This is a genomic window from Thermopolyspora sp. NPDC052614, assembly GCF_040678635.1.
In the GTDB taxonomy this organism is placed as follows: Bacteria; Actinomycetota; Actinomycetes; order Streptosporangiales; family Streptosporangiaceae; genus Thermopolyspora.
Map to the genome: position 1 here is coordinate 22,981 of NZ_JBFATZ010000018.1, position 14,634 is coordinate 37,614.

General features: G+C 61.3%; 15 protein-coding genes and 1 pseudogene. 4 read left to right on the top strand and 12 right to left on the bottom strand.

Going from position 1 to position 14,634, the window contains the following annotated elements; translation table 11 throughout:
- Positions 1–609: 609 nt before the first annotated feature.
- The 8 genes and pseudogenes from AB0K60_RS29630 to queC form a co-directional block, all read right to left on the bottom strand.
- A pseudogene (locus tag AB0K60_RS29630) lies at positions 610–1,085 on the bottom strand (transposase); the annotation flags it as partial.
- Positions 1,086–1,240: 155 nt separating this feature from the next.
- On the bottom strand, positions 1,241–2,350 hold the full coding sequence (gene dbpB / locus AB0K60_RS29635; protein WP_364062315.1) for a DGQHR domain-containing protein DpdB: 1,110 nt from the start codon (positions 2,348–2,350) through the stop codon (positions 1,241–1,243).
- Between the two features lie 8 nt (positions 2,351–2,358).
- The gene (dpdA, locus tag AB0K60_RS29640; protein ID WP_364062318.1) at positions 2,359–3,585 is read right to left on the bottom strand and encodes a tRNA-guanine transglycosylase DpdA; all 1,227 of its coding nucleotides are present in this window, start codon (positions 3,583–3,585) and stop codon (positions 2,359–2,361) included.
- Complete coding sequence (gene dbpB, locus AB0K60_RS29645; protein ID WP_364062321.1) at positions 3,582–4,706, bottom strand: DGQHR domain-containing protein DpdB; 1,125 nt, start codon at positions 4,704–4,706, stop codon at positions 3,582–3,584. Before dbpB (AB0K60_RS29645) ends, dpdA begins: the two co-directional genes overlap by 4 nt.
- Before the next feature lie 991 nt (positions 4,707–5,697).
- Positions 5,698–6,492 carry a GTP cyclohydrolase FolE2 gene (gene folE2 / locus AB0K60_RS29650; protein WP_364062324.1) on the bottom strand — a complete coding sequence of 265 codons (795 nt, stop codon included), beginning with the start codon at positions 6,490–6,492 and terminating at the stop codon, positions 5,698–5,700.
- Positions 6,492–6,848, bottom strand: coding sequence for a 6-carboxytetrahydropterin synthase QueD (gene queD, locus AB0K60_RS29655; protein WP_364062637.1), 357 nt, complete (start codon positions 6,846–6,848; stop codon positions 6,492–6,494). The genes folE2 and queD overlap by 1 nt, the downstream gene beginning before the upstream one ends.
- Positions 6,848–7,486 (bottom strand): 7-carboxy-7-deazaguanine synthase, encoded by a 639-nt coding sequence (gene queE, locus AB0K60_RS29660; RefSeq protein WP_364062327.1) that lies wholly within the window; start codon positions 7,484–7,486, stop codon positions 6,848–6,850. Before queE ends, queD begins: the two co-directional genes overlap by 1 nt.
- Positions 7,487–7,493: 7 nt before the next feature.
- On the bottom strand, positions 7,494–8,195 hold the full coding sequence (queC, locus tag AB0K60_RS29665) for a 7-cyano-7-deazaguanine synthase QueC (RefSeq protein WP_364062330.1): 702 nt from the start codon (positions 8,193–8,195) through the stop codon (positions 7,494–7,496).
- Between the two features lie 467 nt (positions 8,196–8,662).
- On the opposite strand from queC, the gene AB0K60_RS29670 reads away from it, so the two are divergent.
- Entirely contained in the window at positions 8,663–9,178 is a 516-nt protein-coding gene (locus tag AB0K60_RS29670) for a VUT family protein (RefSeq protein ID WP_364062333.1), read from the top strand.
- A 448-nt stretch (positions 9,179–9,626) separates the two neighbouring features.
- Here AB0K60_RS29670 and AB0K60_RS29675 read toward each other — a convergent pair whose 3' ends face one another.
- The 4 genes from AB0K60_RS29675 to AB0K60_RS29690 all read right to left on the bottom strand — a co-directional run bounded on the left by AB0K60_RS29675 (position 9,627) and on the right by AB0K60_RS29690 (position 11,703).
- Positions 9,627–10,166, bottom strand: a complete 540-nt coding sequence (locus AB0K60_RS29675) for a hypothetical protein (protein ID WP_364062336.1) — start codon at positions 10,164–10,166, stop codon at positions 9,627–9,629.
- Positions 10,167–10,332: 166 nt separating this feature from the next.
- Positions 10,333–10,989 (bottom strand): hypothetical protein, encoded by a 657-nt coding sequence (locus AB0K60_RS29680; RefSeq protein WP_364062339.1) that lies wholly within the window; start codon positions 10,987–10,989, stop codon positions 10,333–10,335.
- A gap of 151 nt (positions 10,990–11,140) precedes the next feature.
- Complete coding sequence (locus tag AB0K60_RS29685; RefSeq protein WP_364062342.1) at positions 11,141–11,461, bottom strand: hypothetical protein; 321 nt, start codon at positions 11,459–11,461, stop codon at positions 11,141–11,143.
- On the bottom strand, positions 11,458–11,703 hold the full coding sequence (locus AB0K60_RS29690) for a CopG family transcriptional regulator (RefSeq protein ID WP_364062345.1): 246 nt from the start codon (positions 11,701–11,703) through the stop codon (positions 11,458–11,460). The genes AB0K60_RS29685 and AB0K60_RS29690 overlap by 4 nt, the downstream gene beginning before the upstream one ends.
- A 238-nt stretch (positions 11,704–11,941) precedes the next feature.
- Here AB0K60_RS29690 and AB0K60_RS29695 point away from each other — a divergent pair, with 238 nt between their 5' ends.
- From AB0K60_RS29695 to AB0K60_RS29705, 3 genes are all read left to right on the top strand, one after another.
- The gene (locus AB0K60_RS29695) at positions 11,942–12,751 is read left to right on the top strand and encodes a class I SAM-dependent methyltransferase (protein ID WP_364062348.1); all 810 of its coding nucleotides are present in this window, start codon (positions 11,942–11,944) and stop codon (positions 12,749–12,751) included.
- 47 nt (positions 12,752–12,798) lie between these two features.
- Positions 12,799–13,161, top strand: coding sequence for a hypothetical protein (locus tag AB0K60_RS29700; protein ID WP_364062351.1), 363 nt, complete (start codon positions 12,799–12,801; stop codon positions 13,159–13,161).
- A 481-nt stretch (positions 13,162–13,642) separates the two neighbouring features.
- The gene (locus AB0K60_RS29705) at positions 13,643–14,623 is read left to right on the top strand and encodes a hypothetical protein (RefSeq protein ID WP_364062354.1); all 981 of its coding nucleotides are present in this window, start codon (positions 13,643–13,645) and stop codon (positions 14,621–14,623) included.
- Positions 14,624–14,634 lie beyond the last annotated feature (11 nt).

A 14,634-nucleotide genomic window follows, 5' to 3' on the forward strand; every position in this document is an offset into this window, starting at 1 on the left:
CCGCTTCGCTTGGATCGACTAGCGAGTGGATTGTTACCCATCAGATATCGACTACTTTCCGTAACTCATCAGTTGATATTCGTGCTGGTTTTGGGTCACGACTAGGGATTCCTGATGCTTTTCGGACGATCCTTTTCAAGCCCGCAGGTGCGATCACCTGGCCGGTGGAGCCTGCCACTCGATCGCCGTGCGTTCGGTCGAGTTACTCCCGAGACACCTGTGAACTAGGGCCACAACCCTACCGTAAGCCGGAGGCCTGTTCCAGGGGTGAGAGCTGCGCTCCGCCGCAAAGACGAGCGGTGGTAGGCCTGATGCTGGTAGGGCACCACGGCCCGGCGATACAGCCTTGCTGGTCCGCCACCACCTGGAGGCCGAGGAGCTTCCCTCCGTTTGGACCAGGCGGGCGTTCAACTGAAACGCGAAGTGCGTGAGTTGGGCCGCGCCAGCGAAAGGCTGGCCGCGTCACGTCCAGCGAAGTGGTGTACGAACTGCCATCGCGCGGTACGTTTTTGAAGGTTAAGCGGCGAGGGTCTCTGGAGTTGTTCCTGGTCCGGTATGTTGCTGCGGATCACCCTGATGCGGGCTTTGGCCAGCAGGTCCAGGCCCATGTAGCAGATTGCGCAGGTAGAAGGTGCGGCAGCGCTGCCAGGCCGCGCCCGGGCAGGGTGGCCCCGATCGCCTCTGTCAGCCCCGGATGGGCGTCGGAGATGACCAGCTGCACGCCCGGCAGGCCGGGAACGACCAGGCCGCGCAGGACCGCCAGGCAGCCCGCCCCGTCCTCGCGGCTGGTGACCTCCAGGCCGAGGATCTCGCGATGACCGTTGGCGTTGACGGCGGTGGCGACCAGGGCATGCAGGTTGACAATCCGCCCGCGCTCACGGACCTTCCGGGTGAGGGCGTCCAGCCCACGAAGGTGTACGGGCCGCCGTCCAAGGCGTGGGCGCGGAAGGTTCCACCTGCGCATCCAGCACCTTGGCCAGGGCCGAGACCTGGCTTTCGGAGATCCCGGTGATGCCCGGCTGCTCGACCGGCTTGTCCACGCGGCGGGTGGACAAGCCCAGCAGGCAGGAGGTGGCTACGACGCTGATAGGTGGTCGCCGCTGCGCAGATGGACGAGCACGAGCAGGGCTTATGACCTACGCCACCAGGTTGGAAAGGCCTCGGTGATTATCGTCGGCTCTCGCGGTCCATCTGCCTGCGTGAACGCGTAAAGGCAGAGCAGCCGACGAAGGGCTGCTACTTAGAAGAGAGCCTCCTGATTGATCAGATAGAGCAAACCGTCCGTGAGCAAGCGGACATCGTTTGGTGTGTTCTGGAAGCTGTTCCACTTGCGGGCCTCGCCTGATCCGAATCTCCAGGAGCCGCCCGTCCAGGCAGCTCCTGCCTCAATTCGTTTCAGTGCATCGTTGACCGCGCCGGCGATCCTCTCAGGGAGTAGGTCCTCAGTCAGGTGATCCATGACGAACCCCATCGCCTGGATTCCTACGCCGTGGGTGAGGCGCGAGAGTCTGGGAGGCAGGGACCAGGCTTCGGGGAACGTCTCGCGTACCAAACCCCAGTAGGTGTTGAGATGAGCAAGCATCAGTTCGACATCGCCGGCGCCGTCCATGGGGTCACGATATTTGTACAGAGCGCCCTGATACAGGCTGTGCTCGATCATCCTGAGGATGCTGTTGTCCTTGATGTATCCATCGGGCGACGTAGGCGTGGCAATGGCTCGATAAAACGGCCCGCCAAACGTCCCATTGAGGCGGGTCATCAGAGCCGCAGGCAGTTGACGACGAGCATACGTGGGCGGCAGATGCGTGTTCGTGTCTGGCAGGAGTTCGTGAATCAGGCCCTTAGGAAGAGGCTTGGTGTTATTAACGAGTATGAACTGAGCCCGCTGCTCGGCGTCGTTGTCCGCTATAAAGCCGACGACCGCAACAGGGAACTCTCCGATGTCGGCATCCCGGATGGCAGCACTACGCTGCTGACCGTCGACCACCCATGCGGGCTTTTCGTCATCCTTAAGTGTCTCGTCTAGTGGAACGAGGAGGTCCCCCGGCACCGAGTAGCCGACCTCGGCGCCGACGACTGCGGGTTCAAAGCGAACACGGCTGTCGAACGCAAGTACCAACGCGTTCGGTAGCATGGGGTTCTCGGACTCAAGGTAGCGCTGGATAGCCCGTATGTGGCTGGCAACCTCGGGGCGTTGGTACCCCTGAAGTTGGTCTTCCTCATTGCGACGTATCCGGGAGACAGCAGCGAACTCGTGCAGTCGCTTCCCGTCGACGGCGAAGCAATATATACGGCGCGCCCCCTGCCGGACCTCCAACGCTGGGAGACGAAGGATCTGGCGATCGGCCATTAGTTCTCCTATCCAAGGGGGCGCTTGATGCGATGCATCTTAGTGGCAAAGACCGACAAGTTGTGGAATCCGCGCCTCTTGTTACGTTCGGATCCACGGAAGATGACTATTTCGATTCCATGCGTCGAGCAGATAGTGCACTTACATGACTTCCACGGCTTGGCTTCGAGAGTGACCTTGTAGTCCGAAATCTTACTCTTCTTCTTTTCTGGCTCAGCCAACTGCTCGTACTCTTCGAGGATTTCGATGACACGGTCCACGGTCTCGGCGCCTGCATCATATGCGCGCAGACGTTTCATACATTCCCGCTCTGCGGATTTGGCCTTTGCTTGGGATACCGTGCCGGCCAGAATACGCCGCTTGAGGGCAGGGTTACCGTCGACCTGCGGCACACGAATAGCCGTATACGACGCACTCTCGGTGTGGTAATTGTTACGGTCATCCATGAACGACTGTCGGAACGGCGATGTGCTGTCGAAGCTAGTCACTCCGTACACAGCGAACTCTTCCATCGACGCTACACGGGTGATTCCTAACAGGTGCAATTCAGTCTCCGGCCGACGCACCTGCTCAATCTCTTTCAGACAAGCAAGAATGTCGGGCGTCTTCAAAGGCACCATGCCGCCCAGCGCGATACGCTTGTAGCCAATGTCCTGCAGACGTCGCACGCTGTCCGCGTAACTGGCAGGACTCCAGCCCTGGGCAGCTCCAACAGGCTCGATCTTGTTTCCCCTGCGTACAACCGCCTCATAGAAGTCCTCGGCGTACCGAAGTGAGATCTCACGCCGTTTCTTCCATGCCGGGTTCACGTCGGCGTCGGAACCCTTCGCGTCATAGCCGAAGATCACATGGTCGATACTGATGCCCGCGTTGAAGCCACATCGCTCATAGAAGTCAAGGACCTCATTGATTGTGTAAGGAGGGAGCTCTTCGTCAACATAATTGAACGCTCCGCAGTCCCCTAGAGTCAGAATGTTCTCTGGGAGTCTGAAATAGCGGGCCACACCTAGCCGGTAGAGTCGCTCCCGCTGCGGCATAGAGTACTTGCCAGCCCCCTTGACGGAACCATCGACGATCGCTTTGCTAACGAGAAGACCATCATAGGGCAATGGCTCAAGAATCTCGTGCGCATATTTGTCATCACGCTGTCGCACTCGGTATGGAGAGTGTTCCTCCGTGATGAAGTTGAAGGTCGGGCTCACCTGATCTTGGCTGTCTGGAAAATAAAACTTCACCCGAGCCCCCTACGTGCGATCTGATAGACACGGATGAGATAGTTCGAGAGTTCGTGAACATGTTTACTCACATTCTCGATCTCATTCCAGCGATGCCCTAGCTCCTCCCAGGTTCCCGACGTCCACCTACATTTTGGAGCGACAAGCTCCAAGTGCTTTCTCACCGTCTCAGACGCGTCGCTCCGCGTGGGGTCCACCACACCCAGAATTCGATCCATCAGGCGACCCATCGCCCTTATACCTGCGCCGTGCATGAGACGACTCTTTTCTGGCGGTTTCCCCCAGGCATCAGGAAAAGTTTCCTGAACCGCTGTCCAATAAATGATCAGCGCCTTGATGACCCCGTCGAAATCAGTCTCTCCTCGGCCGATGTCTCGATAGGGGTAGAGAGCCCCCGACGGAGAGGTCAGGCTCTCCTGAATCATGTCCACGATCCCTGTGTCGGTGACTACTGCACCGGAATTTCTGTTACCCGCCGTGGAGGCCCGTTTCACTAGACCGAAGAAGGGCGAATCCTTGTCCGAGTTCAAGATGTCGCATAGTTGTGACGGTGCCTTCCTGATGGCAAGTCGCGGGGGGAGTGGACTGTCAACCTGAGGCAGAAGTTCCGTCACCAATCCACGCGGTAGCGGTTTGGTGTTATTGATTCGAACAAACTGATCTCGCTGCAGGTTGACCGTATCGGCGATGAAGGCAACGATCGGCATAGGAAACTCCTGGCGGCGTGCCTGGGAGAGCGCGAGTGCGCGCTGCTGACCGTCGACAATCCAGGCCGGCTTTGGCCTCCCCTCTGCTGGGCGCGGAACCACAAGCCTGCCCGTATCCGAGACACCGTCGTCTGGATGCCTATTTCCACCACGTGTGCACCTGAATTGCACCCGGGAAGACAAGGCCATGATGATCGGATTCGGAAAGATCGGCAGGTCACTATCCAGGTATTGAACAATTTCTTGAATGTGTTTCCTCACCTGGGGACGCTGGTAACCGATCAACTTCCCTGCTTCGTCCCTGCTCACCCTGGAGATATCGGCGAACTCCAGCACCTGACCCGCACGCAGCATGAACACGAAGAGCGGATAGTTCTTGACTTGAATTATCCGCAAAGCACGGATCTCGACCATGTCCGGTACCTGTGATGCTGTCACTGCCAACCACCTGCCGAAGTACGCTGCACTTCAATGAACAGGTGCCTGAAACGGGCCTGCTCGCAGGATAGTCCTGCACTCCGCAGTTCGCGTAGTAGAGGTGTGGCTGAGGTGGGACCGTATTCCAATCGTCGACGAATAAATGCACGAACCTCTTCGTCTGTCATGCGAATTCCAGCCATCTTTTGCGGGGTCGCAGGCGCCGCGGCGAGGGTCTCCTCCATAAGCTTGATCAGTAGTGGACGCTTTAGAGCGTCCCCACGCAAACGCGATTCCTTTAGTAGATGTGCGGCTGCTCGGACATTCAATGAGAGGAGGCTCCCCCCAACCACAGACCGGAGTGCCGCTCTTACGGGAACCACCAGGTCATCGATGTCTGCGCAGCGCCCTGCTGGGCCGATGACTGAGAGGCTGTCGCTATTGGATAGCCGCGAAGCTGCCTCTCTCAAATCGTCAGCGCATGCGCGAAGGTAAGGATCTGAGAGCACAGCGATGATCGAAGCATTGGGATTTAGGCCGGCCAATGCAGCGAAGGAACGTGGGCACCCCTCACTAGGTCCAACCCACCGAGACAAACGCTCCCACCACTGGCGTGTACCACTGGCATCTGAGGCAACTGAGTCTTCATGCCCGAAGGCGAACGTAGCTGCATACGGGGCTATAGGCGCGTCCTGAGGGATAAGCCCATAGCCTGCCGAGCACACCCATAGGCTGGCCTCTTGGCCTACCACCTCTGCCAGGTCACGCGCGATAAGCCAGTGCTCGCCTGCGTACATATCGCGCGCAGGGACCGAGGTCTCAGCGGTTGATAGGTGCCCGACCCATTCGTCGCAGCGCTCAGCTGGCGTTCTAGCTTTCAGGTCCCGAACATGAAGATGTTCGGGGACGGCGAGTCGCTTGCGGTTGGTACACGTCACGACCACATGCACGACTTGGCCGTTCTGGCCATCACTGGTGACCATGGCGGCTACGCGCCGTTCGGCGAGGTCCAGGAGACCTCCGCAAATGCCGCGTGATTATGAATGCTCTCGTCATTGACTGCACGGACGCGATAAGCGGAGATGCGGTCAGATACCGAAAGGACCTGGCAGACATTACGAACCATGTCTTCAACGAAGACCGGGTTATCGTATCCTGCCATGGTCACGTGACGCTCGTCTGGACGCTTGAGCAGCGTATAGACCGGTGACGACGCCGCATCCTCAGCCACGTCGATCAACTCGTCAAACCATAGATCAAGCGCATGATCGGACGGCCTGGCTTCGATCGTGACATGACCACGCTGGTTGTGCGCGCCACGATCGCTGATGGCTTTGCTGCAGGGACACACGCTAGTGACCGGCACCTGAACACTCAACGTCAGCAGGGCACCGCTCGAGTTGCTGCTCGCGGTTACAGCACAGGTGTACTCAACGAAGGCACGTGACCGCGTAACCGGCGCCTCTCGCTCAAGGAAGTAGGGGAAGACCAGGCGGACGCACGCGCTGGATGTCTCCGTGCGCTGCCGCAACTCATCAGCCAGGCCTATCGCGGTGGAGGACGTCAGTTGCTCGCGAGCACCATGCAGCACCTCAATGAAGCGGCTTAGATGAGTGCCCCTAGCTCCGGAACTGAGCACGACCGACATCGCGGCCGTTGCCACAGTCTCCCGCTTGCCGCCCTGCCCATCGGCAATGAGGACAGGGTATCGGAGCCCTTCGATACCGACTTCATCCAGCTGTATCCCGCGGCTGTCAGGTGCCGCCTGCACGTCGGCGAGCATCAGACCTCCCCTCGGTAGATACACCCGGAAGTACACGTCTCACGGACATGAATCGCCGACAGGGGCAACGAGCCGACCAGTCGGTCCCAAATCCATTTGGCGAGAACCTCGCTGGTGGGATTCTCAAGCCCCGCGATCTCGTTCAAGTAGTAATGGTCGAGTTGATCCAACAGAGGCTTGCATACCTCTTTGATATCACCGAAATCTATCAACCATCCAGTAACAGGATCGACCTCACCGCAGATGTGAACCTCAACTCGGTAGCTGTGTCCGTGAAGCCTGGCACACTTGTGGCCCTCAGGCACGTTCGGCAGTCTGTGAGCTGCTTCGAACGTGAATTCACGAAAGATCTCGATCAACGGATTCCCAATGTCTTGTGGGTCTGGACGCTCAACTGCCACTGCGGGTGCTCAAGGCAGTACTCGATAGCCGCCTTAGTGTTGGCGATGAGGTCCTCTCCGTCCATCGGCTGCAGCAGGAAGCGATCAAAATCGAGTTCTTCGAAGAGTTCCGGCTCGGCTCCGACTTGCGGGTAGACCAGCTTCAGATCGTGTCCTGATGTGAGGACCAGTTCGGTGCCGGCCTTGGGGCTTACGCAGATCCAGTCGATGCCGACCGGAGCTGCCCGGGTGCCGTTGGTTTCGATGGCGACCTCAAACCCCTCAGCGTGCAGGGCGTCGACCGCTTCCTCGTCGAGTTGGAGTAGAGGCTCTCCACCCGTACACACCACATAGGGCCGACTGCGTGGGTGATCTGCGCCAAGCCAGGTCTTGGCGACGGCCGCGGCGAGATCGGCTGCTGTCATGAAACGCCCGCCACCTGGACCATCTGTCCCAACAAAGTCCGTATCGCAAAACTTGCAGATCGCCCGATGACGATCTTCTTCCCTACCCGTCCATAGGTTGCAGCTTGCGAATCGCAAGAATACGGACGGTCGCCCTACGTGACTGCCCTCGCCTTGCAGCGTATAAAAAATTTCCTTGATCCGATACATGTACAGATCAAGCCCTCGACGTAAGGGATGGGTCAACTAGACCCAACTCGGCGAAACCACGTCCCCGAAGAAGACAAGAGTCGCAAGTCCCACAAGCACGCCCGTCGATCGGGTCGTAGCAACTATGGGTCAGGGAATAGTCGACGCCCAGAGCAAGGCCACGCTCGATCGTCTGTGCTTTGGTAAGGGTGATCAGCGGGGCGTGAATCTTCAGCTTCTGCGAGCCTTCAACGCCAGCCTTCGTTGCGAGGTTGGCCATGCGCTCATATGCCTCGATGTACTCAGGGCGACAGTCGGGGTAACCGGAGTAGTCGAGGGCGTTGACTCCGATGAAGATGTCCGAAGAACCAAGCGTCTCGGCCCAGGCGAGCGCAAAGGAGAGGAAAACGGTATTGCGGGCCGGAACATACGTGATCGGGATCTCGCTTCCCAGATCGTCGACGCTCTCATGGTGGGGCACGTCCAGAGCATGATCGGTAAGCGCGGAGCCACCGAAGACTGCAAGGTTGATGTCAGCTATCACGTGTTGAGTGGCACCGAGCTCGACGGCGATCTTCTTAGCTGCTTCCAACTCCTCGGTGTGGCGTTGCCCGTAGCGGAAGCTGAGAGCATAGGTCTCGTAACCCTCCTCGCGCGCGATCGCTAGAACGGTCGTCGAGTCGAGGCCTCCGCTAAGGAGCACCACAGCCTTAGGCGCATCTGTAGTCACTTCATCACCCTCTGCTTCCGGGAAAGCTTAGAGAAACTTACACCACACTACGCCCTGCAGGCAGGGTAGTTTCCCGAAGTTGCTTTGCCAACCGGCCCACAGGGTCCTTGGCTCACGCCGGTGACGCTTCGGTGTGTCCTGTCCACGCGTCCTGCCGGAAGGCTAGAGGTCATCGAGCCTGAACCCGGCGCGCCCGCTGCCGATCAAGTGAAACTGCACCCATCTCTCTGGTCACGGCGCTGCAGTTTCTCGTGATCTAGACAGTCGTGACCAGAGAGATCGCAAGCTTGTGGCAGGCAGTCAGTCATTGGCAGCGGCCGCAAACAAGATCATAGGCTCTGTCTGCCAAGCGCGGCATGTCCGATAGCCGCAGGATCCACACAATTGTCGGCATAGGCGGCTGTACTGTCTGGAGGTTCGCCTTGCTGGTCACCTTGAACGGCAACCTCCCGAACAGAGAGTAGAACGTGAAGGCTTCTGTAACTACTCGCAGCGTCGTACTCGCTGCGTACATCGCTACGATCCCTGCGGCCAACCTAGCAGTGACCCACCTTGGCGCGGTCCCCGTGGGCTTCGGCTACCTAGCTCCCGCCGGCGTCTACATGGTGGGATTGGCACTCGTTCTCCGAGATTTCAGCCGTGAAGCTGCTGGCCGTCTTGCGGTCCTGGGAGCTATAGCGCTGGGCATAGTCATCTCCTACGCCATGGCCGATCCGAACCTCGCTCTGGCATCAGCTGTAGCCTTCGGCGTCGCCGAACTCGCGGACTTCGCTGTCTATGAGCCGCTTCGCCAACGAGGACTGCTGATCGCCATGGTCGCCTCGAATGCTGTGGGCATCCTGTGCGACAGTCTCTTGTTCCTGAAGTTGGCCTTCGACTCCCTTGAGTTTCTTCCGGGCCAGATACTCGGCAAGGTCTGGATGACCGTCGCAGCAGTCGCAGTGCTAGCCCTTCTGCGACGGCGGCGAAGGGCAGCGGCTTGAACGGGTAGCCAGCACGCCGTCCGCGACTGCTGCTCGGTGTCCTACGTTGCGCATGGACAGAGAGTGGCCCGGGGGGCCGCAGCACGTGCCAGCGGGACCACCTCGTACGACGGGTTGCAGCAGGGTCGCGGCATGCTCTGCCTCGGGGAGAGCTTGGTGCGGGTCTCCTTCTTCTTGCGGCCCTGGTCGTCAACGTGGAGGCGGGTGAAGGCCGCGCAGGCCAGGTCGCGGCCGTACAGGTTGGGAGATCAAGAACACTTCCTCCGCACGAGGTCCTCCTCACACCGCGTGAAGTCGAGCGTGCCATCGAGTACCCGCACATGGCCTTGTTCGTACTGAGCAACATCACTGTGGCCCTCGATAGCCACGGCGAGATCACCGTGGGCGGCGGCAAGGCGTCGATCTTGCACGCTTGGACGCTAGACCGGGGTCGGCTGTCACCCGTCGGCTACAAGTACCGATTGCCTGCGGACGAGTAGTGCGGGTGAGTCGTCCTATGGATCGATCCCGTTCCGTGCCGAGGCGACTGATCGGCCCACAAGTCCTCCCGCATGGCTCGACTCAGGGCACGTGTCTTGCCTGCCCCATCAAGCAGCCGCCCTTCCAACGCGGCGGCGATCCTCGCTTCAGTCGTCCTCAGATGTTCGATGCCGGAGTTCAGAACCTCGCGGCTACACACGATGAACATGGGGTCGATGGCGTGACGCCATTCCGTCACGGCAGCGGCAATGCGTTCACGTGCCTCGGTTGTCCGATCAGTTGAGCTCTCGAGCACCCGGATAAGCGAGTTCCATGCCCTCCAATAATTCGCGTACGTCTCCCGTCGCTCCTGCCGCAACTGCCGTTCTTGCTCGACGAGGCGATTCTGTTCAGCGGCTTGCCTCTGCCACTTGTGGTTGAGCGCTGCACTGCCTATGCCGATCAGGCCGCTGATCATCACGCCGCCGAGCGCTCCAGTAAGAGCGAACAATCCGCTGGCATCAGCCATCCGATCCTGCTCCCTTTTACACCGCATCTCGGACGCGACCTGGGCGTCCTGCCCGGTATGGCTGCGTCTGACCACCCTGCACCCCAACAGCATGGCGGACTTACGCACGCCCTGCACCCGTATAGTAACCCAGCGTATCAGGGGCTATCTCGCGTGTTTGGAACGGCTACTCTGCCGAAGTGATCCACCTCTCGACCGGGGCGATCAACAAATCGCTGATCGGCCCGAGACTTCCGGGGGACGCGACGTAGAGCTCTGACAAGCAAGCCTGCCAAAGAGCGAACGCCTTTTCTGCCTGCGCGGCCGCCTTCCTGGCATAGCGAAGTTCCGTACGGGCAGCGGCACCAGAACCGTTGTTCGCGGCCTGCCGGGCTTCCTGCCAGTGCTCAGACGCCTGGTCAAAGAGGTCTCGGAGATGGTCTGCGCATGCGTCGACTCGTTCCCTGAGGGCCAAGACCTCGTTATCGAAGCCATAAGGGTCATCGGATCGGGCAGGGTCGCGCTTAGGTAGCTGATCTTCGGATAGAGTCGGGATCTCCGCGCCACACGACACGGAATCGCCCTCGCCGTTCTTGATCTCGGCGAGCTTGATCAGCAACTCGAGATCGTCTTCGACGTCCTCCCCTAGGAGGCCGACGAGTTCGTTCACCGCCTGTTCTACCTGCATGAAGTCGTTCTCAGCAAGGTAGCCGTCAATACCGAACGTGAGTTTCTCGATCTGGCTGTACACGGTACTGAGTTGCTCGTCCAGCCCGGCGATCTCGTCATCCAGCCGCTCTTCAAGTGCCTCGAGCTCATCGACCCGCCACTGGGGGGTGGTCATGGTTTCCTCCAGGATGAACTCTAGGCGTGAGACCACCATCCGGATCGGTTCGACGCAACGCTGGCTGCATTTGTCCTGCGCCCGACGCTCGCCCCTCTCGAAGGTGCAGAGGCGTCGTGAGCCGTCCTGGCCTTCGGCTGTCCATGTCGAATCACTCGACGACGTGAAAGTGACCCGAGATTGCCCGCCGCAGCGGGGTGGGCAGTTTGACGTCGGCCAGTAGCCGACGAGCCTGGCGGGCCTCGTCCTTGCCGATGTCGGCGACGCTGAGCTTGGAGAGCACCCAGTCCCAGCGTTGCTCGGTGATTCTGCCGTTATACGCTTCGACCACCGTCGTCGAAGACGTCACCACCTCCGCCTCGCCTCGGGTCGCGAGGTCGAGCCTGGCGACCATCTTCCGGTCGCCGCGTACGGCCAGCGACAGGACTTCACAGTCGAGCACGAAGATCCGCAGCGGCGGGCGCGCGCTCACCGTGCTTGCTCACGCGGCCTCTCCCGCGTCGCGCTTGCAGCGTGCCGGCGGCGCTCATGCTCGGCGTCGAGATCGTCCAGTTCCTCGACTGCCGCCGCACGCTCTTCATCGGTGACCGGGCCGTACTCCTCCTCCAGCCAGTTCACCAATTCCAGCAGCCGATCCCGGTCACGCTTGAAGCGCGACGCCTCGGCGACGTATGCCGACGGGCCCCGCTCCGCCGCCTCCGCAAGATTGGTCACGCAAATGGTTCCCTTTTTCTTGGTTTCCAACGGTGCTGGCCGCCGTCGACATCGTCCTGCGACGCCAGCCTCACGCACCTGGTGACCACCCGCGGGGTCCCCCAAGCGACTCGCGCTGGACATCGGTCTCCCGCTCTGTACGCTCACGACTGCCAGATCTGCGACGTACGGTTGCGACTTCCCAACGGCCGCCTCATCCAGGACCACCCACAATAGCGTCGTCAGGGAATCGGTCTTCATGAGCAAGCTCATCGTTCCGGGTCCGCGGCACTGGGAGTGTGCGTCAGCGGCCTGCACGCGTCACGGAAAACCAGGTGCGAAGCGTCCTGTCTTTGGTCAGGATCGGGGGATGTCCAAGTCGTGGATGATCGATGAACTGGCGTACGCGGGGCCGGAGCATCTCGATCCGACCTTCGTCTCCGGGTATGACCGAAAGCAGGGGTATCCCGATCCCAGTGAGGATCTGGCCGTGCTCGGCGCGCACGGTGTGGGTGCAAGTGCCATCGTGGTGGACCTTGCGGCTGGGACGGGGCAGTTCGCGTTGGCCGCCGCGCGGCGGTTCCGGCGCGTGGTGGCGGTGGATGTCTCGCCTGCGATGCAGGACTATCTTCGGGGTCGGGCCACTGAGGCGGGGGTGTCGAACATCGACTTTGTCAGGGCAGGGTTTCTGTCTTATGAGCATGCCGGCCCGCCGGTCGATGCCGTCTACACCCGGAATGCGCTCCACCAGTTGCCCGACTTCTTCAAGGCGATCGCGTTGGATCGCATCGCGGGTCTCCTGCGGCCGGGGGGAATCCTGCGTCTTCACGACCTGATCTACGATTTTCGGCCGAGCGAGGCGGAAGAGGTCTTTAGTCGCTGGTTCGCGGAGGCGGCCAAGAATCCGGCGGACGGGTACACCGCTGAGGACTACGCCGAACACGTGCGCACGGAGTTCAGCACTTTCCGCTGGCTGCTTGAACCGATGATCACTGCTGCCGGTTTCCGGATCGTGCAATCGTCATTTCAACGTGCTCTGTACGGCACCTACACCTGTGTCAGGCTCTGACATCCCGCCGCGAGCGGACTTTTCCCCTTGACTGGTGGACACGCTGATTGATCGAACCGCTGCTCGCGGTGGCGGCGCACGCCGGGGGCAGTCGGGTGACGGCGGGAACCCTGGCGGAGGCGGTGCGCAACGTCCTGCTCTTCCTCGGCCTCGGGCTGATCTCGGCACGCCTGTTCGGGCGGACGCTGGCCTGGGTACTGCCGCTGGCCGACTTCGTGGTGGTCGGCTACTGGGGAGCGCACGAGGGCGGCGATCCCCGCAGGTGGGCGTGGCAATTTCACTCGTACGCCGACGCGATCGCCTGGGTGGGGACGCTGATCACGCTGGCGGCCGGAGTGGCCGTGCTGTGGTTTGGCCGGGGCGGTCACCGAGGGGCGGCCAGTGCGGTTCGGGCTGCAAGGAGTGAGTAGCGCCACGACGACGGCCGCGAGAAATTCGTCCGGGTCGCATGATCTTCACACCGTGGCGGATGCCGGCTCACTCGTCAGGCACGATGCAAGCGGTCGCCCAGGCGGCGCGTTTCGCGCCGAATGTACGGCTCGGCCACGGGGTCGGCGATCGGGGCGGGCGCCGGCAGCCCTCCATCGCCCGGGTGGCCTCGGCCTTGGCCTTCATGGCGAACAGGCCGTAGTACGCCACAGGCTCGCACATCGGCCTGCCGCCGAGAGGCGGCGCCTGTAGGTCGGGCTTGGTGGACGGCCGCACGGCGTCGGCCGACCACGGTCGGTACGCCGTCGGAGGCCAAGGCGGCAGGTTGCCTTTCTTCCCCTGAGCGGCGGGGCAAGGGACCATGCGAAGACTTTGCGTTATCATTCAGATGCTCTACGTAATGTTCGTGTTGGTTCGGTCGAGCCGGTGCGGCCGGACGACGGCCGTCTGTGGGAAGGCACGATGAGCGAGGACGTTGAAAACGGCGCGGTTTCCCGGCCGTTGGAGGCGGTTTGTTGCCTCGAAGACCTGGCAAGGCTCCTCAACGAGGAGATCGCCAGGGCCGACCTGTCGCTGCGGGACCTGCAGAATCGGACCGCCAGGATGGGCATGCGGCTGGCGCGGTCCACCTGTTCGGACATGTTGGCCGGTCGGCGTTTTCCGAAGAAGGCGCAGATGGTGGCGTTCCTGATGGCCTGCGGGGTTCCTGAGCACCAGATTCCGGAGTGGGAGCGGGCGTGGGAACGGGTGCGGATGGGCCGCATGCCCGCCTTGGCGGAACTGGAGCGAAGAACCACGCCGGGCGATGGCAGCGAATCCGCCGAGACTGCGGCCAGGCCGGGGGAAGGGAGGCCGACTTGGTTCCCTGACCCTCGGCTCCCTGGCCGAGGCCGGCATCGAGTCATCGTGCTTGCCGTGCTGACGGCCGTGGCGGCCGTGGGCGCCGCCGTGATCATGCGGGGGGACGCCACCATCACCGATGACGGTCGTGCGTTCGGCGAGGGCGGATCGAGCCGGTTCACCGTCACCGTCAATCCCGCCAACACCGGGGTACGACTGATCCGCCGCCTGGACGCCAACATCGGCAGGCAGCGCGCCACCGTCACCGTGAACGGGGTCCCGGCCGGCGAATGGGAGCCGTTACCCGCCAGCAGTTACGGGTGGGCGGACCAGAGCATCGAGATCCCGGCCGCCATCACCGCGGGTCGGCGGACGCTCGCCATCGTCAACACGTATGTGTCCTCCACCGTCGATTTCAACGAGTTTCGCTACACCGTACGGCAACGGATCGACGGTCAGTGGTCGACGGCCGACATCGTCGACGTCGGCCCCGAGAACACCGCCAGCGAGGCCGCGCACCATTACCAGATCACGGGCGCGACATTCACCGGGCGCAGAACGTACGTCTATCCCCCCGGGGCGGAGAGCCGGGAGGACGCATAACCCTTCTTGCG